The sequence below is a fragment of the Sphingobium sp. B2D3C genome (assembly GCF_025961835.1).
Taxonomy (GTDB): Bacteria; Pseudomonadota; Alphaproteobacteria; order Sphingomonadales; family Sphingomonadaceae; genus Sphingobium.
The window spans coordinates 668940-687067 of the sequence record NZ_JAOQOK010000001.1; the positions used below are offsets into that span (position 1 = coordinate 668940).

At 64.7% G+C, this 18128-nt stretch carries 19 protein-coding genes; 9 read left to right on the forward strand and 10 right to left on the reverse strand.

The genetic code is table 11. The features are described 5' to 3' along the window. Nucleotides 1-226: 226 nt before the first annotated feature. Nucleotides 227-2131, forward strand: coding sequence for a TonB-dependent receptor (locus M2339_RS03100; protein ID WP_264606147.1), 1905 nt, complete (start codon nt 227-229; stop codon nt 2129-2131). A gap of 128 nt (nt 2132-2259) precedes the next feature. Here the strand turns inward: M2339_RS03100 and M2339_RS03105 are convergent, their stop codons facing one another. Further along, nucleotides 2260-2391, reverse strand: a complete 132-nt coding sequence (locus tag M2339_RS03105) for a hypothetical protein (RefSeq protein WP_264573236.1) — start codon at nt 2389-2391, stop codon at nt 2260-2262. Nucleotides 2392-2430: 39 nt separating this feature from the next. Here M2339_RS03105 and M2339_RS03110 point away from each other — a divergent pair, with 39 nt between their 5' ends. Next, a complete protein-coding gene (locus tag M2339_RS03110; RefSeq protein ID WP_181560162.1) occupies nt 2431-2955 on the forward strand; it encodes a DUF2141 domain-containing protein in 525 nt (174 codons plus the stop codon). 36 nt (nt 2956-2991) lie between these two features. Here M2339_RS03110 and M2339_RS03115 read toward each other — a convergent pair whose 3' ends face one another. From M2339_RS03115 to M2339_RS03140, 6 genes are all read right to left on the reverse strand, one after another. Further along, nucleotides 2992-4185 carry a glycosyltransferase gene (locus tag M2339_RS03115; RefSeq protein ID WP_264587538.1) on the reverse strand — a complete coding sequence of 398 codons (1194 nt, stop codon included), beginning with the start codon at nt 4183-4185 and terminating at the stop codon, nt 2992-2994. A 55-nt stretch (nt 4186-4240) separates the two neighbouring features. Continuing rightward, the gene (locus M2339_RS03120; protein ID WP_264570835.1) at nt 4241-5179 is read right to left on the reverse strand and encodes a hypothetical protein; all 939 of its coding nucleotides are present in this window, start codon (nt 5177-5179) and stop codon (nt 4241-4243) included. A gap of 73 nt (nt 5180-5252) precedes the next feature. Next, the gene (locus M2339_RS03125; protein WP_264587537.1) at nt 5253-6377 is read right to left on the reverse strand and encodes a glycosyltransferase; all 1125 of its coding nucleotides are present in this window, start codon (nt 6375-6377) and stop codon (nt 5253-5255) included. Beyond that, nucleotides 6377-7099 (reverse strand): DUF2334 domain-containing protein, encoded by a 723-nt coding sequence (locus tag M2339_RS03130; RefSeq protein WP_264575400.1) that lies wholly within the window; start codon nt 7097-7099, stop codon nt 6377-6379. The genes M2339_RS03125 and M2339_RS03130 overlap by 1 nt, the downstream gene beginning before the upstream one ends. A 57-nt stretch (nt 7100-7156) precedes the next feature. Beyond that, complete coding sequence (locus M2339_RS03135) at nt 7157-8518, reverse strand: surface lipoprotein assembly modifier (protein ID WP_264587536.1); 1362 nt, start codon at nt 8516-8518, stop codon at nt 7157-7159. Between the two features lie 31 nt (nt 8519-8549). Next, nucleotides 8550-10169: a transferrin-binding protein-like solute binding protein gene (locus M2339_RS03140; protein WP_264587535.1), complete on the reverse strand. Its 1620-nt coding sequence runs from the start codon at nt 10167-10169 to the stop codon at nt 8550-8552. A 487-nt stretch (nt 10170-10656) separates the two neighbouring features. Between M2339_RS03140 and M2339_RS03145 the strand changes: the two genes are divergently transcribed. Next, entirely contained in the window at nt 10657-10851 is a 195-nt protein-coding gene (locus M2339_RS03145; protein ID WP_181560155.1) for a hypothetical protein, read from the forward strand. A 4-nt stretch (nt 10852-10855) separates the two neighbouring features. Here the strand turns inward: M2339_RS03145 and M2339_RS03150 are convergent, their stop codons facing one another. Beyond that, nucleotides 10856-12178: an MFS transporter gene (locus M2339_RS03150; RefSeq protein WP_181560154.1), complete on the reverse strand. Its 1323-nt coding sequence runs from the start codon at nt 12176-12178 to the stop codon at nt 10856-10858. Nucleotides 12179-12282: 104 nt separating this feature from the next. Between M2339_RS03150 and pgsA the strand changes: the two genes are divergently transcribed. From pgsA to M2339_RS03165, 3 genes are read left to right on the forward strand one after another with little or no spacing between them, the layout of a single operon-like run. After that, nucleotides 12283-12885: a CDP-diacylglycerol--glycerol-3-phosphate 3-phosphatidyltransferase gene (pgsA, locus tag M2339_RS03155; protein WP_413714712.1), complete on the forward strand. Its 603-nt coding sequence runs from the start codon at nt 12283-12285 to the stop codon at nt 12883-12885. A gap of 2 nt (nt 12886-12887) precedes the next feature. Then, on the forward strand, nt 12888-13148 hold the full coding sequence (gene moaD, locus M2339_RS03160) for a molybdopterin converting factor subunit 1 (protein WP_181560152.1): 261 nt from the start codon (nt 12888-12890) through the stop codon (nt 13146-13148). Continuing rightward, nucleotides 13141-13620 carry a molybdenum cofactor biosynthesis protein MoaE gene (locus M2339_RS03165; protein WP_264570828.1) on the forward strand — a complete coding sequence of 160 codons (480 nt, stop codon included), beginning with the start codon at nt 13141-13143 and terminating at the stop codon, nt 13618-13620. The genes moaD and M2339_RS03165 overlap by 8 nt, the downstream gene beginning before the upstream one ends. A gap of 12 nt (nt 13621-13632) precedes the next feature. On the opposite strand, the gene M2339_RS03170 is transcribed toward M2339_RS03165, so the two are convergent. Continuing rightward, nucleotides 13633-14562, reverse strand: coding sequence for a hydrogen peroxide-inducible genes activator (locus M2339_RS03170; RefSeq protein WP_264573228.1), 930 nt, complete (start codon nt 14560-14562; stop codon nt 13633-13635). Nucleotides 14563-14601: 39 nt separating this feature from the next. Then, nucleotides 14602-15363: a sulfite exporter TauE/SafE family protein gene (locus M2339_RS03175; protein ID WP_181561460.1), complete on the reverse strand. Its 762-nt coding sequence runs from the start codon at nt 15361-15363 to the stop codon at nt 14602-14604. Between the two features lie 172 nt (nt 15364-15535). Here M2339_RS03175 and epsC point away from each other — a divergent pair, with 172 nt between their 5' ends. From epsC to M2339_RS03190, 3 genes are all read left to right on the forward strand, one after another. Next, the gene (gene epsC, locus M2339_RS03180) at nt 15536-16237 is read left to right on the forward strand and encodes a serine O-acetyltransferase EpsC (protein ID WP_181560150.1); all 702 of its coding nucleotides are present in this window, start codon (nt 15536-15538) and stop codon (nt 16235-16237) included. Next, nucleotides 16237-16593: a DUF2794 domain-containing protein gene (locus M2339_RS03185; protein ID WP_181560149.1), complete on the forward strand. Its 357-nt coding sequence runs from the start codon at nt 16237-16239 to the stop codon at nt 16591-16593. Before epsC ends, M2339_RS03185 begins: the two co-directional genes overlap by 1 nt. Before the next feature lie 111 nt (nt 16594-16704). After that, the gene (locus M2339_RS03190; protein ID WP_264587534.1) at nt 16705-18099 is read left to right on the forward strand and encodes an OprO/OprP family phosphate-selective porin; all 1395 of its coding nucleotides are present in this window, start codon (nt 16705-16707) and stop codon (nt 18097-18099) included. Nucleotides 18100-18128 lie beyond the last annotated feature (29 nt).

Sequence of the window (18128 nt, forward strand, 5' to 3'; positions counted from 1 at the left end):
CTTGGCCTGTGGGAGCGAGCAGGCCGGTCGGCTTCCCGAGAGCCGGTGTGGGTATCGCCTTGGGGGATCTGGTTTGTCACGCCGCAAGTGGCTGATCTTTGGATATGCGTGTCTGGCCGGTGCAGCCTTGCCAGCGCCGGCACAGGGGCAGCCTGCAGACCAATCGCGCGGCTCCGTTTACGAGGCCGCTTTTTTTAGCCCCTCCGCACCCAGCAATGCGCTGGAGATGATCTCCCTGGTGCCCGGCTTCACGCTGGACGAGGGCGATGCCGAGATTCGCGGTTTTCGGCAGGCGGCAGGCAATGTCGTGATCAATGGCCGACGGCCCAATGCCAAGAGCGAGACGCTCGGCACGCTGCTCTCGCGCATTCCCGCTGCCCGCGTCGTCCGCATCGAACTTGCCTCGGGCGATCGGTTCGGGACGGACTATGCCGGCCGCGCGCTGGTCGCCAATGTTGTGCTGTCGCAGGAGGGCGGGCTTGCGGCGACTGTCGAGACGACCTTGCGCCGGGAATATCGCGGCGCGATCCTTCCGGAAGGCAGCATCTCCGCGCTGTGGAATCGGGGCGCTTCGACTTTCAACGTCGCACTCGCCGTTAAAAATGCTGGGACATCGGAGGAGGGGTTCGACCAGCTGGTCGCGCTGCCCGGCGGGGCCGAGCAGGAGTATCGCGAGAAGTTCAGCCGCTTCCGCAATCCCCAGCCCTCCGGCTCCGTGCGGTGGACGTTGAACGAGGGGGAGCATCGCACGGTCAATCTTAGCGCCAGTCTCAACCTCAATTATGATGACCTGACGCAAAGCAGCTTTGTACAATCCGCTAATGGATCCGAGCGCAACGACGCCCTTGTGCAGCGTTGGTTTACCCGCACCATGGAAGTCAGCGGGGATATCACGCGCCCGCTCGGTTCGGGCGGCATCAAGCTGCTCGGTCTGGCCTCCCGGCGATATCGCAGCCTGCGCGATCAAGCGACCGAGGCCAGTCTGGCAGGAGACGATCTGGGCGGCCTCTTTCAGAACCAGCATGACTGGCGGGACGAGACGCTGGCGCGCCTGAGCTGGAATGGCACGGCATTCTCGGGCTGGACCGTCGAGACAGGCGCGGAGGGCGTCCGCACCCGGCTGGATGGGCAAGTGGATCTGTTTTCCGTCGATCCCGATGGGGCGGTCACGGTTTATGATCTGCCCGTCAGCCATGCCGTGGTGACGGAAGATCGCGGCGAGGCCTTCGCCAATGCGGGCCGGCCACTGTCATCCCGACTGCGGATCGATTTGGGCCTTGCCTATGAACGCTCGCGCCTCAGCGTAAGGGGCGATGTCAGTGCCCGTCGGACCCTCGACTTCGTCAAGCCCAAGGTCGCGCTGGACTGGCGCCACGGCGCCTGGCACAGCCAGATCAGCGCGGAACGGACGGTAGCCCAGCTCGATTTCGAGGATTTCGTCAGCGCCGCGGAGCTATCGGCGGACCGGGTGAACAGTGGCAATCCCGATCTCCTCCCGCAGCGGGCCTGGGAGTTCAAGCTGAGCGTCGATCGCGCTTTGCCCGGAGACGGGCGCATCACACTCGATCTGGGCTATGATTTCATCGCGAAGGTTCAGGACCGCGTGCCGACGCCGGAGGGCTTTGATGCACCGGGCAATCTGGGCGACGGCACCCAGTTCAGCGCGGCGGCCAATATCGATCTGCCGCTCTCCCGGCTGGGCGTCAAAGGCGGGCGGCTCACCCTTTATGGCTCCTACATCGATACCTCCGTGCGGGATCCGTACACGCTGCGCTATCGCCCCTTTTCCGGCTATGCGCCCTTCTACTACGAGGCGCGCTTCCGGCAGGATCTGGGCAGTTTCGCCTGGGGCACGAGCATGACCGGCAATAGCGGGTCGGACAGCTATCGGATCGACGAGGTGGACTTCAACCGGGGGATCGCGCCGAACGTCGCCGCCTTTGTCGAATATCGCCCGAATCCTCGCTGGACGGTGACCCTCGGCAGCGAAAACCTGCTGGATAGCGGCAAGCGGCGCGTGCGCGACTTCTACGATCCGGATCGGCGCTCGCTGATGCCCTATGAGCGCGAACTGCGTCATCGCGAGAGTCACCTGGTCGCATATCTGACGATTAAGCGCAGCATCCGGTAGCCGCTCCCCAAGGGGCGAACAAGGGCCGATCCATCCTGTGTTCAGGCGCGTCATGCCATGGATCTTTCAGGTCGGCGCGGCATTGTAACGGTTCACGGACGCGCTGACGCTGTAACTGTCCGTGCCAGTCAGGCATTGCCGAGCCGGATGATGTCATGCAGATAGGCTTTCAGCTTGTCGCAACGGGCCTCTGCGCCCTTGTCGGTACCGGCTTTGAGCCGGGCCTTTGGTAGTTTGAGCCAGTGCGGATCGCGTGCCATGCGGTGCGGGGTCTGCCCGGTGCAGGAGAATGAGTGCTGATGACACTGAGTGTGTTGCTTGCCGCGGCGGCGGCCGCAGGATCGCCGCAATATATCCCGTCCAGCCCCACGCTGGGGATGGCCGAAGGGCGCTGCCGCGCGAATGAAAGCGGCCCGGCCTATATGATCAACATCAACGGGTTGAAGGACCGTCAGGGTCTCGTTCGCGTTGAGCTTTATCCCAATAGTGACGAGGATTTCCTCGCCGACGATAATGTCCTGCTCATGGCGGGCAAGCCCTTCCGTCGCGCCGAGATGAAGGTGCCGGCCAGCGGCCCGGTCGTGCTCTGCATCCGGGCACCCAGCGCAGGCACCTACACGCTGAGCCTGCTGCATGACCGCGATTCCAACCGAAAGCTCGGCCTGTCGGTGGATGGCGTCGCTTTTCCGGGTGATCCCAAGCTGTGCTGGGGCCAGCCCAAGGGCCGCGATGCGCGGGCGACCGTCGGCAATGGCCCGACCACGATCAACGTCACCATGCAATATCGTCGCAGTCTGGTCTGCTTTGGCCCGCTGAAGAAGTAGCGGAAAGGGGAGGGCTGGCCTAGCCGCCCTCGCGATTCAGGCTGCCAGTGTGCCCGTCCGTCGCACGACGGGATTGTCGACGAGTTGCTGATAATAAGCGAATAGATCGGCGAAATGCTCGTCGATGGTGCGCACATGTCGCGCATAATGGAGGGCTTTGGCGCGCACCTCTTCCTTGGGCGTGGCAATGAAGTCCAGGATCGCCTTGGCCGCGGCTGTTGGATCGGCTGACTTGTACAGCCACCCTTCGCACAAGCGGGCGTGATCCGCCGCACCGCCACGATCCGGCATGATGAGGGGCAGGCCGGCCGCGCGCGCCTCACCGCCGACGGTACAGAACACCTCTGCCTCGCAGCCATGGATCAGGGCATCGCAGCTGGCGAAGAGACGCGCGACTGCCTGCCTGTCCGAGATCGGTGAGAGCAGATGGACGTGCGGGATTTGCGCGGCGGCGCGGGCCACACGCGCGCGATCGCGCCCATCGCCGGCAATCACGAGGCCGACCGGCGCCTTGTTCCCCGCCATGGTCACGGCCTGGATCACCATAGGCCAGCGCTTCTCCGGGCCGTGCCGCCCAGCCCCCAGCAGCAGCGTTGCTTCGGGCGGCAGGTCGCACCGCGCAAGGAGGCGAGCGCGCAGCTCTTCATCACGAAAGTCCGGAGAGAAAATGCCGGGCTGGACGCCCATGGGATTGGTCACGACCCGTTTCATCCCACCCGCCAGCAGGCGATTGGTCTGGTCTTCGCCAGTCGTGATCGAGCCGTCGAACAGCTGGTCCATCCGCTTGAGGTGGCGCCAGAACATGCCGAAAGCGCGGTCAATGGCCGGACGGGGTAGGAAAGGATCGAACCAGCGATAGGCATAAGCCGACATGGGATCGGCATGCATCACCAGCGCCCGCGGTGCTTTGCCTGGCCACTCGCCAACAAAGCGGGCGCTGCGCCAGGGCGAGGAGCATTCGACGACGTCGGGCTCGAGTTGGCTTAACGTATCGTGCAACGTGTCGACGTCGCGGAAATAATGGTAACGCCGGTCCAGCGGAAATTGAGGGTTTTCCAGGTAGATGATCCGGGCATTGGGGCCATGATCCTCAACGCGGAAACCCGGCCCTGGGGCGATCACCACCACTTCATGCCCCGCCGCAGGTCCGGCGAGAAGCTTGCGATCGATGTAGGTTTTTACGCCGCCGCCATAGGGCGTGTAGAAGGCGGCGACATCCACAATGCGCATGGATGTCACCCGGCGCGGGCGCACATGGCGTCCACCTTGTCGCGCGATCCTGCCATCAGGCCCGCTTTTCTTTTCTGCCAACCCTGATCGTGGCGAGATCACCGATGGCCAGCACCGCACCGATGACGAGATGGGTCAGAAGGATAAGGGTGGTGATGAGCGCGATGAGAATGTGGATTTCGCTGTCCTGACCCACCGCGAACACGGCGACCGCCGCGAAGATAATATCCTTGTTGCTGATCAGCGGCAGGCGCGAGAGCAGCATTCGCACCGTGGCCAGCACCAGCCACCAGCCCAGCGCCACGTCGGGCAGGGCGAGGCTCCACACCACCGCGAGCAGGACGTTGCCGACCAGCAACCGCGCGAAATGCAGGCCGGAAATGGCCCAGAGCTGCGTGCGCGTGAGGCTGAAGATGCGCTTGCTGAACACGAAGACCAACAGGGAGACGACCATGATGACGCCGACCGATGCGGCTAGGGCGGAACTGGTAATGCCGAGGTTCAGGCTCTTCGCATAAGGATAGACCAAGGCCATCATCGCGAGCGTGAAGATGTTGGACACCACGGCGGAGAGGATCGCGACGTCCTTGACGGCGCCGAAGGGCGAACCCTCCATTTTGATCTTCTTGCGTGCCCAACTGTAGAAATAGGCCTCGCCGAGATAATCGACGATCAGCTCGTTGGTGACGTTCTTGCGCGCCAGGGCGATGAGGCCTTCGCCCGGAATATGCCAGAGCCAGCGGAAGATGATGAAATCAAAGGCAAGACCAGTGAAATAATAGCCGAAAAAGGCGACCCAGAACAACGGATTGGCCGGGATGGTCTGCAACAGATCGTCAAGGCGGAACGACCGAAACTGCCAGATGACAACCGCAAGAATGGCAATGGACAGCGCCGGGGTGATCCACACCCACCACGAGGTCTGGCGGACAGGAAGCGGGATCGGGTCTTTGGAAGGATCGTCGCTCGACGGAGCAGGGGCTGGTGTCTGCATGTGTGTTTGCTTACTTGATAAGGCCCGATCGCGTCCGCGCTGCGGATAGCAACAATCTGGCCGGGGTCAAAGTCTATTTCCCCACAACACGGCGGAAGAGGGCGATCCACTTCTCTAGCGTCGCCTCCATCGTGAACAGCGATGCACGCGCGCGCATGGCGGATATCTGCGGCTTCTGGTCGCACACGCGGTCCATGGCGGCGGCGAGAGCCGAGACATCCTTGATCGGAACCAGCGTGCCCACATCCTCCATCATCATCGGCATGGCGATGGTGCAATCCGTCGCGACGATGGGGATCGCGGCGGCCAGCGCTTCCGCGACCACTGCGGGCACGCCTTCGAAGTCCGAAGACAGGATGAAGGCATCGGCTTGCGCAAACCAGGGGTCGACAGGGTTGTGATGGCCGGGAAGGCTAAGCTGCGTGGCGACGCCGAGCGCTTGCGCCTTGGCTTCCAGCGCGGCGCGGAGCGGGCCTTCGCCCACGATCGTCAGCCGGTCGTCCGGCTGCGCGATCCGCGCGAACGCATCCAGCAGCAGCTCGAAGTTCTTTTGCGGAAACAGCCGCCCCACGCCCAGGAAATGCCGGCCCGGGTTATTGCGCGGCGTGCTGTCGCGCAGACTGGCCAGACGCTGCGCCACCGCCGCCGTCATCGAGGCATTGTGAATGATGGCGATCCGCTCGGGTGGGACGCCCATTTCGGTTTCGATTTCGTCGCGGACCGGCGGCGCCATCGCTACAACAGCCGCATAGATATGGCTGTGGCCGTGCATGATGAACCGGCTCAGCCGCCGCCGCAGCGGGCTGCTGTGGCGCTCGTCGAGGCTGTTGCTCGGGCGCAGCACAATGGGCGGGCAGCTCTTGCCGAGGACAAGCCGGGTGACCGCAGCCACCGCCATCAGCCCGTTGCTGGGGAAGAACAGCACATCTGGCTTTAACCGCCTCACGATGCCCGGCAGCTTGAGCATCATCCACAGGCTCTCGGTCTCGATCCGCGCGAGCCGGCCCGGAGGCGGGATGATATAGGGGACGTCCGGCGCCTCTTCCTGCAGCCGGCCTTCCCACCGGCCAAGCGCGATGCGGGCATCGAGCCCAGCCTCTCGCCAGGCCTTGGTAAAGCGCAGCAGATCGCGCTCGACCCCGCCCGGTTCGAGGCTGTGGAGCACGCTCAGGACGAACAACGGCCCCTCGTCAGCCATCAGGCGGCAAGATCCGCATAGCGCGCGGGCGTGTGGGTGCGCATGAACTTGCTGTACGTCGCGTCGATGCTGTCGAGCAAAGCGGGTACGGTCGTGTCCGGCGGATGCACCGCGATGCGAGCATTGGGCAGTGCCCAGGGCGCGGCGCGGGCGGCGGCGGCGACCATCAGCGAACTGGCGATCCGTCCCTTCGTGCGGCTGGCCCAGGTGATGACCGGCCCCTTGGCCACAACTCGGCCCGTTTCCGGCTGCCAGACCTTGAGATGATCCTCGGCGAGCGGGAAGCCGCAATCGGCGAGCGCCTGCAGGCTGTCCCGCGAGTAGAGCCAGGCCGGGGCGATGAACCCGGTGACGGGCCGGCCGATGGCGTCCTCCACGATCGGGCGACCACGCTCCAGCCGGCGACGCGCTTCCTCCCGCGAGAGCTGCGCGAACTCACCGGCGCCGGCCGTCATGTGCTTCTGCATGAAGCCCTTTTCGCGGGCATCGTCGCGGTGACACCAGCCGTGCAGGAACATTTCCACCCCGGCATCGGCCCAGCGACGCAGTTTGCCGGCAAAGGCGGCATTGCCGGCGAGTGGCGCCTTGTCTTCGAAATCGGGCACCACCAGCATGGCGAGGCGCGGACCACCGAGCAGGCCGCTCAGACGGTCGAACAGCGCATCGACTTCGCTTTCAAAATGCGGCGTCACATCATGGATCGAGGCGAGCAAACGAGGCATGGGCGAGCCGTTACACCCTTTCCCGCGCGCCGTCACGCCCCACCGCAGGGGGCAGGGTCAGAAGGCGCGGGTGATGCCCAGATCCACGGTTGTGCGCCGGTAATCGTAGATGCCGACCGTCGAGATATTGCGCTCATAAGCCAGCCGCACGACCGGCGAGAATCCGGCCACCTCGATCTGGCGGAAGGTCGCGCCGACCGATCCGCGCAAAAACCATTCCTTGCGGCGCTCCGGGAACAGCGCCAGCCGGGCATCGGCTTCGAGCCGCCGCACGGTGGCGTTGGCGAATAGCGTCGTGCGGCCCATGTCCCGCCAGCCGAGCAAGGTGAGGCCGCCCGAAGCAGTTGCATAGCCGGGGTCGCGCGCGGTCTGTCGCGTGCCGCTCAGCTGAATGCCGACGCCGCTGCGGGCAGACAGCGCGCGCTCGATGCCGGCGCTCAGATTGTAGAGCGCGCCATCCTGCAGGGCGTTGCGGTTGTAATGCGACTGGCCGTAGGAAAAGCCGACATCGCTTTGCGCGCGCCGCCCGATCCGCTGCGTCCACCGCAGATCGGCCGTCTCCGTGCGGGCATAAGCCTTGCCACCATAAGTGCGCCAAGTGACGCCGGCAGAAGGCATGAGGCGGCTGCGCCCCCGCTGCCACTCCAGCCCCAGCAGGGCGCTGCCGGAGAGGTCGTTGAACCGGCTGGCGCGATAGAAGGTGCCGTCAGCCGAGAGACGCGGTACCAGCGTCAGTCCCTGGCCCAGCCCGACACGGGCATAGACCTGCCCTGAGAGGCGCAGGCCAATGCCGGATTGCTCCCGCGCATCCTCATCCAGCGTGAGCGGGGCGATGACCGTATCCAGCTCCTTGGCATCGGTGGCGCGGTTGATGTTGCTGTCGGGCGCCATGGCCAGCTCGAAATTGCCGCCGAAGCGCCGGTTGGAGCGCAATGCGGCGGCGAACCGATCCACCACCTGCTGAACGTCCGGCGGCAAGCCATTGGCCTGCGCCTGCCGCAATTGCTGGCGTGCGCGGCCTTCATCGCCCATCGCCGCCAGCACGCGAGCAAGTTCCAGACGCACGCGGGTGGCGCCCGGCTCCTCGTCCAATATGGCGCGGAAGGCGAGGGCGGCATCGGTCTGCCGGCCCTGCTCATCGAGCATCATGCCCAGGCGAAAGCGCGCTTCGGAGCGGACCTTGAGCTCGGGATCGCGGGCAAGCGCACGGTAGATCGTCTCGGCATCCTCCAGCCGCCCTGCGACGCGCGCCTGATCGGCGAGGTCGAACAGCTGCGCGGCATTGAGGCCGGAGATGGACCGGGCGTCTTCGGAGACGGTCGGGGTGCCGCCCGTCGGCGCTTGGGCTTGCGCCCCCAGGGGAGCATGCAGGCACAGACCTGGGATCAGCCCCAGCCAACTCAGTCGTCGCAATGTCATGGCAGGCCCTTGCCGGTGCGCTATGGACAAATCAATTGGTGCGTTTGCCGACTGTCGCGCCACTCAGATAGTAAGTGCTGCTGGTGTCGCCCGGCGCCGTCTGGAACCCGAAGGTGCCGCCGATTTCCGTCGCGGTTGGGCCGTAAAGGGCGCCCTCGAAAAAGCCGAGATAGGCATTGCTGCCGTTCACGACGTCCGCCGCCAGTCCGGCGTCGATGTCCATGACCCCGCGGTCGAAGGTGAACGTGCCAAAATTGCGGGTGCTGCCGTCGAAATTGCTCTTGCCGATCGGGTTGAGCGAGCCGGTAAATGTGCCCGCACCGAAATTGACGGCGAAGTTGCTCGTTCCGCTCAGCGCATAGGTCGCGCCGCCGCCGAACTGCGCCGCCGTGCCGCGAATGATGCCCGTGAAGCTGCCCGAGCCGGTCGGGATCTGGAAGCCGTTGGTGCGGATGCCCCAGGCGAACCAGCGGTCGAACCTGTCGCTGCCCGGTGCTTGCGCGCGCTCCCACCGGCCGAAGCTCGCATAGCTGAGCGCAATGGCGGTGTTGCCTGCGCCGGCCTTGTTGAGCGAGAGCGTATAGGACAAGCCGTCGCCCCCGGTGATCCTGTAGACTGCAAGAGCATTCGAGGAGGCAGCCGAGTCCAGGCTGGCGGAACCGAATGTCGTGTCGATGCCCCGGTCGCTATCCTGATAGCGGTAGCTGCCTTGCGCGGCGTTGTAGGTGAACAGCCCGTTGGAGCGCAGCAGTGCTGCATTGTTTGCGCTGTTTCCGCTGCCCGTATCGGTCAGGCTGAGCTGGCTGAACCGGTGCTCGAAGCTGTCATCGAACTGCAGGGCGGTGAGCGACATGTTCAGCCCGGCCACCGTGCTGTCCTGCCGGCCCAGCATATAGCCGGCGGTCACCTCGCCATCGGCGCTGTAGAGATACCAGGTCGCGCCAACTTCCTCGCCATTGGGGCCGTAGAAGCGGCCGTCCCAACCGCCGTTGAAGCGCTTGCCATCATCCATGAAGAAGTTGCCGGAAAAGGCGGTGGTACCGCTGGTCAGCGCTGCCTCACCGAAATAGGCGCCGATACCCTTGATGAGGCCGGTGTCCACGTCAATCGTGGTCAGCACGCCGCTGCTGGTCAGGGCGCCGCTCTGGAAGTCGATCTGTAGGGCGCCGCTCCCCGCGACCGCAAAGGGAGAATCGATCGCCCGCGCACCGACGAGGCTCACGGCATAACGCCCGGTGCCGGATGGCTGGAGCTGGCCGGCAGGCGTCTGGATGCCATAAGTGAACGGATCATAGGTGAAGTCGAGCGTGTTGCCGGACACGGTGGCGCGCTCCCATGCGCCGCCGCCGACATAACGATAGGTGAGTTCTCCCGATGTGCCGGGCCGTGTCAGCGTCAGCGCCTCGCTGGTCGTGCCGAGCTTCTGGAAGCTGATGAAGGCCGGCGATCCGGATGCGACCAGATCGGCTGGGGCGAAGGTGGCGCTGCGGTTGGCCGTGGCGATGGAATAGCTCTGCGTGGCGGCGTTATAGGAGATCGAGAGCGTGCCCCGGGCTGACTGGCCATTCTCGACCGGCCGCTCATCGGCATAAAAGCGCCCGGAGAGATTGCCGCCATTGCTGGTGAACGTCTGGCTCTGCAGCGGCCCCATCAGGCTCGTATTCGGCCCGGCAATCGGGTTCGGGCTGGGGGCGGGCGCCGGAGTCGGGGTGGGGGTCGGCGTAGGTGTGGGGGTCGGCGTAGGGGTAGGCGTCGGGGCCGGCGTCGGTGTCGGGGTAGCTGTGGGAGTCGGCGTCGGTGTCGGGGTCGGCGTGGAATTGACGCCGCCCGCTCCACCGCCTCCGCAGGCGGTGGTCAGAAGAGTGATGAGGAGGGGCATAGCCCACTTGCTCTGCTTGACCATGACGGGGCGAAACTCCGGATTAATGAGCGCGAGAGGGTTCGAGGGTTCGTGTCCGGACGTTGGCCAAATATAATTGACGAAAAGTTTATCATCTTGGAACTGGGTCCGTTTTTGAGACGGTTGGAGGTGAAGTCGGTAAAATTTCACCGCAAAACTGTACTTGCGGGTGCCGCATGGCGCGTTAACCATCTTCCGGGCTTCCCTGTCGGGTCAGAATGGTTAACAGTTCTTAACTATGAGACGCGCCCCCGTTCTGACTCACGAAGAGGCGAGACATCCGTTTCGCCAGTCGCTTCCCCGCCATGTGTTCCGGCCTGCGCCGGACGCGACGTCGCAAGCCCGCCCCGCGCCGGACGAAGACAAGGACTGGAAGTTGTTTGTGCTGAGCTTCGCGGCGTTCTTTACGGTCGCCTACACGTTCATCGTGTGAGGACTTAGCGGCTGCCGGCTTCCCGCGCGGCTGCCAGGTCCGCTTCACACGCCCGGTGAAGCTTCAGCGCCAGCAGGGCGCAGATGCCGCACATGCCGCACATAATAAGCAGTGCTTCCCGGTTGCTCAGGCCCGCGCTGGTCGCGGCCATGATGACGAGCGCACCGAAGACCATCGCGCCTGAGTTGACGACATTGTTGGCGGCGACTGTCCGCGCGGTCTGGTCCTTGCTCACCGTGGTGGTGAGGAAGGCGTAGAGCGGCACAACGAACATGCCGCCGAATGTCGCGATGCCGAACAGTGCGATCACGATGCGCCAGCTATGTGGCGCGGCGAGAAAATCGCGGACCGTATAGAGCGTATCGGCAGGCGCGCGCACCCAGTCGCCGGATGCGTAGGAAAAGAACCAGATGAAGCCGGCCATCATCAGCACCGAGATGGGCGAGTAACGGGCGGAGACGACGCCACCGAGCAGGCGGTTGACCGCCACCGATCCCACCGCCACGCCGATCGAGAAGATCGCGAGGAACATGCTTGCCACTTCCTTGGTCGCGGTGAACTCGTTCTTCACCAGCGGCGGGAAGATGATGACCAGCACCGTGGCGATCATCCAGAAGAAACTGATCGACATGATCGCCAGGAACAGGCGGCGAATGTGCATGGTCGCCGAGATCAGGCGCCAGGAGGCCCGGAAGATATTGTAATCCATGTCGATGGGCGGGCCGACGCGCGGGGCGGGCGGCACCATGCGACCGGATAGATAGCCGATCATCGCGATGATGAGGACGCCGCACGCCGCAGCGGTCGGGCTGATCCAGCCCGCGACGATCGTCCCGGTCAGAATGGCGATATAGGTGCCGGCTTCGACGAGCCCCGTCCCGCCGAGCACCTGATCCTGCTCCAGATGCTGAGGGAGAATCGCATATTTGATCGGCCCGAAAAAGGTCGAGTGAACGCCCATCGCCAGCAGTGCGGTCAGCATGAGGCCAACGCCTGTCATCGGGTGCCGCGCGCTGACCAGCAGACCGGCCGCGCCAACCGTCATGATGAGGATTTCCGCGAGCTTGACCGTGCGGATGATCCTGGACTTGTCGATATTGTCCGCAAGCTGGCCGGAGAGCGCCGAGAGTAGGAAGAAGGGCAGCACGAACAGCCCGGTCGCGACCGCGTTGAACGCCGATTCCTGCTGCGGGTCCTGAAACACGCCATAGGTCGCGAACAGGATCATCGCAGTCTTGAAGAGATTATCGTTGAAGGCCCCGAGGAACTGAGTGACGAACAGGGGCAGAAACTTCCGGTGGCCGAGCAGCCGCAGGGATGCCTGCATAAGTGCGTGAACTCTTGTGATCCGGCCGGACTCGCGCCGTCGCCGGGCTTCTAGCGGCGAAATGGGCAGGTGAAAAGACATTGGATGCCGAGTCGTGCAGCCCCTTGTCTGCGCTGGACGGCTGTGGCACCCGCATTGTCGTGAAGTTCTTGCCAAACATTCTCACCCTCTCGCGGATTCTCGCGGTGCCCCTGCTTGTCGCCCTTTTGTGGCCGGCCGAGTCTGTGCACGCCTGGCGCCTCGGCTATCTCGCGGCTTTCGGGCTCTACTGCCTGATGGGCATCACCGATTATTTCGATGGCTATCTCGCCCGCGCGCAGGGCACGGTCTCGAAGCTGGGCGTGTTTCTCGATCCGATCGCGGACAAGATCATGATCGGCGCGGTGATTCTTATCCTGTGTGCCAACCAGAACATCAACGGCGTCCATATCATCGCGGCGCTGGTGATTCTGCTGCGGGAGATTGCGGTCTCCGGCCTGCGGGAGTTTCTCGCGGGCCTGCGGATTTCCGTGCCGGTGTCGCGCCTCGCCAAGTGGAAGACGGCATTTCAGCTTGTCTCGCTGGGTGCGCTCATTCTGGCGGGCGGATTGCCGCATATCGCGTTCATCCAGCTTGCCGGCCTCGTCACCTTGTGGGCGGCCGCTCTGCTCACCCTGCTTACCGGCTGGGATTATCTGCGCGCCGGCCTCAAGCACATGACGGTCTGATCATGGCCGACATCACGATTCTCTATTTCGCCTGGGTGCGCGAGCGGATCGGTCTGGACGAAGAGCAGCAGCCCGTGCCCTCGCCGGAGGCGACCGTTGCGCAGCTTCTCGATGCCCTGTCGGCCGGCAGCGCCGGTCATGCGGCGGCCTTTGCCGACCGGGGGCGTCTGCGCGCGGCGCTGGACCAGAAGTTCGTGCCCTTGGACACTGCCATCGGCCAGGCGCGCGAGCTGGCGATCTTTCCGCCCGTGACCGGTGGCTGACGCCACGCCCTCGATCTCGCTGCGCGTCACGGCGGAGGATTTCGATCCGGGCCGCGAGCTGGCCCGGCTGGAAGGGCTGGATGGGGGCGGGATCGCGAGCTTTACGGGGCTGGTGCGCGATGATGGCGGGCTGCGCGCGCTCCGGCTGGAGCATTATCCCGCGATGACACAGGCGCAGATCGCTGCGGTGGTCGAAGAAGCCTGCGCCCGCTGGCCGTTGCTCGGCGTGACGGTCATCCACCGGTTCGGTGAACTGCCGGTCTGCGCGCGGATCGTCTTCGTCGGCACCGCCTCGGCCCACCGCGTCGCCGCGCTCGAATCCTGTGCGTTTCTCATCGACTGGCTGAAAGTCTCAGCGCCCTTCTGGAAGCAGGAGATCCGGCACGACGGCTCGGCCGGCTGGGTCGAAGCGAAAGGCGCCGACGACGCGCGCGCCGCAATCTGGCGGCAGGGGCGGCTGGACCCGATCTGACGGCCGCCGCGCTCAGGCAGCCTCGGCTGTCTCCTGCTGGCTGGTCGCGGCGTTGCGCAAAATGTCCGCCATCAATCGGAAGTCCGCTTCTCGCGGCGAGTTGCGCCGCCAGACCAAGGCGATCTCGCGATGGGCGCTCGGCGACTGGATCGGCCGCGCGGTGATCTTGGTGTTGGCAAGAATGCCGCCCCTTATTGCCATGTCCGGCAGCAAGGTCAGACCCAGACCATTATCGACCATCTGCACCAGCGTATGCAGCGACGTGCCGGTGATGGTCGCCTCGGTACGCAATTCCGCGCGGTTACAGGCGGCCAGCGCATGTTCCTTCAGGCAGTGGCCATCCTCCAGCAGCAGCAGGCGGTTGCCGTCGATCATCTCGGGCGTGATCAGGGCCGGCGGATCGCGCGGATCGTCCTTGGGAAAGGCCACGAACAGCGCATCATCGAACAGCACCTCGATTTCCGCATCGCCGCAGGGGAAGGGCAGGGCGAGCAGCACGCAATCGGCATGGCCGTGGCGCAGCGAGTCGAGCGCCGCGTGGCTGGTTTCCTCGCGCAGATAAAGCTGCAGCGCCGGGCGCTCCTCGCGCAGTTTGGGTAGTAGGCGGGGGAGAAGAAACGGCGCGATGGTGGGGATGACGCTCATCCGCAATTCGCCGACCAGTGGCGTGCCGGAGGCCTGCGCGATAGCGGCCAGTTCTTCGGCCTCGCGCAACACCCGGTGGGCTTTGGTGACGATGCGGTCGCCCAGCGCCGTGAAGCGCACGATACGGCGGGTCCGCTCGACCAAAGTGACGCCGATCAGCGATTCCAGCTCGCGGATGCCGGCCGAGAGCGTCGATTGGGTGACGAAGCACGCATCCGCCGCACGCCCGAAATGGCCATGTTCCTTCAGCGCAACCAGATATTGGAGCTGCTTGAGGGTCGGCATGTAGATCGACATTGATCGCCCTTTCCGCTGGAAAGGGGTAATTTAATCGATCTAGCCGATCAGTTCAAGCGAGCGCAGGATGCCGTAGCCGGTGGTCAAGGTCAGCACGCAACCGACCATGATGAGCAAAGGCCGGGCCGGAACATGCTTGGCGATCCAGGCGCCGAGCGGCGCGGCCAGCACGCCGCCGATCAACAGCCCGGTCGTGGCGGTGGTGAACGTCTCCCAGCCGAGATGGACGAGGAAGGTGATGCTGATCGACAGCGTGAGGAAAAACTCGACCGTGTTGACCGTGCCGATCGTGTGACGCGGGCTGGTGCCCTGGATCAGCAAGTTCGAGGTCACGACGGGCCCCCATCCGCCGCCGCCGGATGCATCGAGGAAGCCACCGAGGAGGCCGAGCGGCGACACGAACCGGGGGTCGCGCACATGCGCCTCGGTATGGCGCAGGCCGCGCCAAAGCAGCCAGAGGCCAATAAAGGCAAGGTAGGAGAGGATATAGGGCCGGATCAGTTCGCCGTCGATATTCGAGAGGAAATAGGCGCCCGCAACGCCGCCGATCATCCCGGGAACCACCAATTTCCAAAACAGCTTCCAGTCGACATTGCCATGCAGCACATGGCTGATCGCGGAGACGGCGGTGGTGCAGGTCTCCGCGGCATGAACGCTGGCGGAGGCTGCCTTGGGCGGAACACCGAGCGCGAGCAGGAGGCTGCTGGAAATGACGCCATAGGCCATGCCGAGCGCGCCATCGATTATCTGCGCACCGAAGCCGACGGCCACGAAGGGCAACAGCATCAGCGCAAAATCCATCCAGGCGTCGGGCAAGGGCAAGCCTTTCTCAATTAACTCACTGGACAATAGGCCCGCCGTTTGAGGCTTGGCAAGGAAATTGTCCTTGGGCCTAATCCTGGCAACGCTCTAGAAATTTCAACGCATCGCGACTAGATAGCTGCTCTTGTCGGCCAGCAAGGGACGCTTTGCCATGGGGCTTTTGTCCTACCTCGATTCCGTGAAAGAGCGCGATCCCGCGCCGCGTTCGCGGCTGGAAATCCTTATTTATCCAGGAGTCTGGGCGCTCGGCCTGCATCGGGTCGCGCATCAGTTGTTTCGCTGGCGGCTCTTCTTCCTTGCGCGTCTGGTCAATCATTTTTCACGCTTCCTGACCGCCATCGACATTCACCCGGGTGCGACGATCGGAAAGAATTTCTTTATCGATCACGGCTTCACGGTCATCGGCGAGACAGCGCTGATTGGCGATAATGTGACCATCTACCAGTGCGTGACGCTGGGCGGCACCGATCCGGCGAATGGAATCGCCGGCAAGCGCCACCCGACGATCTGCGACGGCGCGATCATCGGATCGGGCTCGCAGGTGCTCGGCCCGATCACCGTGGGTGAGCGCGCGCGGGTGGGTGCCAATGCCGTGGTAACGAAGGACGTGCCGGCCGGTGCGGTGATGATCGGCATTCCAGCCCGCGCGACGCTGGTCGATGCCAAGGAATATCAAAAGCCGTTCACGCCTTATGGTACGCCCTGCAGCGAGACCTACGATCCGGCGACACAGAAGCTGGAAATTCTCCAATGCGAAGTCGAAGTGTTGCGCAAGCGGTTGGCGGATCTGGTCGCCGAGCAGGAAGCCCGGCGCGCGGACGGCGCTGACGGCCAGTCCCGCACCTCGGCTTGATGAGCAACGTCACACCATTTCCTCCCCGGCCCACACCGGCCAATAGCCCGCCCACGCAGACGAGTTTCGACCGACTGGAACTCTCGCGCATCATGGATCTGTACGGACGCATGGTCGCGGCCGGGCAGTGGCGCGATTACGCCATTGATCTCAATCGGGACGTCGCGATCTTTTCCGCCTTCCGCCGCACGGCGGAACGCCCGGAGGTGCGCATCGAGAAGCGCCCGTCTCTGCGCAACCGTCAGGGCATGTGGGCGCTGATCGGCGAGAATGGCGTGATCCTGCGCCGGGGGCAGGAACTGGCCGGAATTCTGGCGCCTGTCGAACGCCGGCTGATGAAGCTGATCGAGGATTAGGGGCAGGCGCGTCGCCGCCAGGTCTCTCACCCGACTGTCGCAAAACTGTCATCAAACTGTCATACCGGCGTCCGACATTTGAACGGAGCATGGACCTTGCGATTTCCCCTGATGGCGGCGCTTCTCGCTGCGAGCGCGCTGACGATACCCGCGCCCGTGCTGGCCCAGGCGTCCTCGCAAGCCTCCGCCCCGGATGACGTCGCCGCGCTGCGGGCAGAAATTACGCGGCTAAGAGCGCAGCTTGAGAGCATGGAGGCCCGCCTCGACAAGGTCGAGGGCACACAGGGCGCGTCCTCCACGCCGTCCGCGACCCCCGAGGCGGCGGTCGCCTCTGCCCAGACTGCCACTCCCGCGCCCGCAGCGCGCGCCAAGCCGGATGCGCAGCTCAACTGGCGTGGTGCGCCCCAATTTAGCGGCGAGGGCGGGCTTTCTTTCAAGCCCCGCGGTCGGCTGCAACTCGATACCAACGTCGTTTCCCGCCCGGATGGCATCAATGCGCCCACTTTGGGCTGGTCGGCCGACGTGCGCCGCGCCTATCTGGGTGCGGACGGCACGCTGGGTGGCGGCTTTGGCTATCGGCTGGAGCTGGATTTCGCGTCCGGCAGCGCGCAGTTCACCGACGCCTGGCTGACCTATGAGCGCGGGCCGCTTACGCTGACGGTCGGGCATCACCGCATCACCACGCTGGAAGACCTGACCAGCGATCTGGAAACCAGCTTCCTCGAGCGTGCGGCCTATACGCAGGCCTTCGGTCTGGAGCGGCGGCTGGGGCTTTCGGCTACCTATCGCATCGGCGACGTGCTGCTCTCCGCCGGCGCCTTTGCGGACGATCTCGCGGCGCTGGGCACGTCCGGCGTCACCAGCAACAGCTATGCGCTGGATGGCCGGCTGGTGTTCATGCCCAAGCTTGGCGACACGCAGCTTCATCTCGGCGGCTCGCTGCACCACCGGGAGCTGAACGATCTGACCGACGTCCTCCAATATCGCGCCCGGCCCGGCGCGCGGACGACCGATGTGCGCTTTGTCGACACCGGCCTGTTCAGCGCCAGCGCGGAGACGGGCTATGGCCTGGAATTCGCGGCCTTGCGGGGACGGTGGCATGTGGCAGCGGAAGGCTTCTGGCAGAAAGTGGCGCGGCCCGGCCTTGCCGATCCGACCTTCTTCGGTGGTTATGGGGAAGTCGGCTACATCCTCGCCGGGGCTTCCGGCCGGGGCTATCGCAATGGCGCATTCGGCTCGATCAAGCCCACACGCGGGCTGGACAAGGGCGGCTCGGGCGCCTGGCAGCTCAACCTGCGCTATGACTGGCTGGATCTCGACGATGGCCTGATCAATGGCGGCCGCGAGCAGACCTATGGCGTGTCGCTCATCTGGGTGCCGATCGAGCGGGTGAAGTTCTTGGCCAATTATCTGCGCGTCGAGGTGCGCGATACGCCCGTCGTCGCCGGCACGCGGGACGATTATGGCAGCGACGTGTTCGGTCTGCGCGCGCAATACGAATTCTGAGGAGCGGCGCGACCGCGCGTTTCTAAAGA

Bases quoted from the DNA above. Each gene is read 5' to 3' on its own strand.
- M2339_RS03100 (WP_264606147.1), top strand. From the start codon at position 227: ATGATCTCCCTGGTGCCCGGCTTCACGCTGGACGAGGGCGATGCCGAG.
- M2339_RS03105 (WP_264573236.1), bottom strand. From the start codon at position 2,391: ATGGCACGCGATCCGCACTGGCTCAAACTACCAAAGGCCCGGCTCAAA.
- M2339_RS03110 (WP_181560162.1), top strand. From the start codon at position 2,431: ATGACACTGAGTGTGTTGCTTGCCGCGGCGGCGGCCGCAGGATCGCCG.
- M2339_RS03115 (WP_264587538.1), bottom strand. From the start codon at position 4,185: ATGCGCATTGTGGATGTCGCCGCCTTCTACACGCCCTATGGCGGCGGC.
- M2339_RS03120 (WP_264570835.1), bottom strand. From the start codon at position 5,179: ATGCAGACACCAGCCCCTGCTCCGTCGAGCGACGATCCTTCCAAAGAC.
- M2339_RS03125 (WP_264587537.1), bottom strand. From the start codon at position 6,377: ATGGCTGACGAGGGGCCGTTGTTCGTCCTGAGCGTGCTCCACAGCCTC.
- M2339_RS03130 (WP_264575400.1), bottom strand. From the start codon at position 7,099: ATGCCTCGTTTGCTCGCCTCGATCCATGATGTGACGCCGCATTTTGAA.
- M2339_RS03135 (WP_264587536.1), bottom strand. From the start codon at position 8,518: ATGACATTGCGACGACTGAGTTGGCTGGGGCTGATCCCAGGTCTGTGC.
- M2339_RS03140 (WP_264587535.1), bottom strand. From the start codon at position 10,169: ATGGGGCCGCTGCAGAGCCAGACGTTCACCAGCAATGGCGGCAATCTC.
- M2339_RS03145 (WP_181560155.1), top strand. From the start codon at position 10,657: ATGAGACGCGCCCCCGTTCTGACTCACGAAGAGGCGAGACATCCGTTT.
- M2339_RS03150 (WP_181560154.1), bottom strand. From the start codon at position 12,178: ATGCAGGCATCCCTGCGGCTGCTCGGCCACCGGAAGTTTCTGCCCCTG.
- moaD (WP_181560152.1), top strand. From the start codon at position 12,888: ATGGCCGACATCACGATTCTCTATTTCGCCTGGGTGCGCGAGCGGATC.
- M2339_RS03170 (WP_264573228.1), bottom strand. From the start codon at position 14,562: ATGTCGATCTACATGCCGACCCTCAAGCAGCTCCAATATCTGGTTGCG.
- M2339_RS03175 (WP_181561460.1), bottom strand. From the start codon at position 15,363: ATGGATTTTGCGCTGATGCTGTTGCCCTTCGTGGCCGTCGGCTTCGGT.
- epsC (WP_181560150.1), top strand. From the start codon at position 15,536: ATGGGGCTTTTGTCCTACCTCGATTCCGTGAAAGAGCGCGATCCCGCG.
- M2339_RS03185 (WP_181560149.1), top strand. From the start codon at position 16,237: ATGAGCAACGTCACACCATTTCCTCCCCGGCCCACACCGGCCAATAGC.
- M2339_RS03190 (WP_264587534.1), top strand. From the start codon at position 16,705: ATGGCGGCGCTTCTCGCTGCGAGCGCGCTGACGATACCCGCGCCCGTG.